Genomic DNA, 1,000 nt, shown 5'->3' with positions numbered 1-1,000 from the left:
ATATTCGCTTTGACCGAATTCACTCTTTATCTAGTCGCACTTTACACAACGGTGGTCGGAGAGCCTGGAACTGTGCTGGCGCGCGTAATATCCTGCGACGCGGCGGCGACCCCAGTTCGCAAAGACGTGAGAGAGAAACATGTTCGACAAGCTTGTCCTCGCCTTAGTTTCAATCGCGCTCATGACCGGCGTTGCACGCGCGGAGGAGCGAACCGCCGACGTCATCGACAACAAAGGGAAGGGGATAGGCGCCATCGAGGTCAAACAGGGGCCGCATGGCGTCGTTATTCGCGTCATGCTGCGGCCGGGCGCGCTCGCGCCGGGCTGGCATGGCGTCCATCTGCACGAAGTTGGCGACTGCTCCGACATCGAAAAATTCATGCACTCGAAGGGCCATATCAATCCGTCAAATGCCGAACATGGGTTCCTCAATCCCAAGGGGCCGCACCCGGCGGATCTGCCGAATGTCTATGCCTATTCCGACGGCTCCGCGCAGGCGGAAATGCTCGTCGACGGCGTGTCCTTGAGCGGCGGCAAGATCAATCTCCTGGACGCGGACGGATCGGCGGTCGTGGTGCATGCGAGCCCCGACGACCACCTGTCGCAGCCGATTGGCGGCGCCGGCGCGCGCGTCGCCTGCGCCGTGTTGAAATAGCGTCGGCGCCGCGCGCGTGGCGGGCTAAGAGCGAACCGGTCGCGCTCCTCGTGGCTCGCTCATTTGTGCGCCTTCAGGCAAAGAGCAATCCAACTCGCGCGGCCCCAAACCTAAACCAGGAGCCGAGCGCCGCATTCACGCGCGTTCTTCATGGGCGACTTTTCAGCGCGATCAGTCTACGAACGTACGCTGCGGCGTTGCTAGGGTTATTAGGGCTCAAACGATCCATTTCGGCTCGTGAGCGCGCCCGATAGCGCTCGAGATTCTCGTCGTGAGTTAGGCAAGCGCGCCGCAGTTGATTTACTCCCTCTGCGATATCGCTATCTTCAAAATAATATCCGACAT

At 60.4% G+C, this 1,000-nt stretch carries 2 protein-coding genes; one reads left to right on the top strand and one right to left on the bottom strand.

What is annotated here, in order from left to right; genetic code table 11:
- The first annotated feature begins 139 nt into the window (after positions 1-139).
- The gene (locus Q8M88_RS13000; RefSeq protein WP_305597583.1) at positions 140-655 is read left to right on the top strand and encodes a superoxide dismutase family protein; all 516 of its coding nucleotides are present in this window, start codon (positions 140-142) and stop codon (positions 653-655) included.
- 148 nt (positions 656-803) lie between these two features.
- Here Q8M88_RS13000 and Q8M88_RS12995 read toward each other — a convergent pair.
- A partial coding sequence (locus Q8M88_RS12995) for a DUF2827 family protein (RefSeq protein WP_305597582.1) occupies positions 804-1,000 on the bottom strand: 197 nt, incomplete at its 5' end.

The organism is Phenylobacterium sp., from assembly GCF_030693805.1.
Classification (GTDB): domain Bacteria; phylum Pseudomonadota; class Alphaproteobacteria; order Caulobacterales; family Caulobacteraceae; genus Phenylobacterium.
Note: the sequence above shows the minus strand (reverse complement) of the source record. Positions and strands in the feature narration are given on the sequence as shown.

What these genes read in the sequence shown, in the direction of transcription:
- Q8M88_RS13000 (WP_305597583.1), top strand. Translation starts at nt 140, where the DNA reads ATGTTCGACAAGCTTGTCCTCGCCTTAGTTTCAATCGCGCTCATGACC.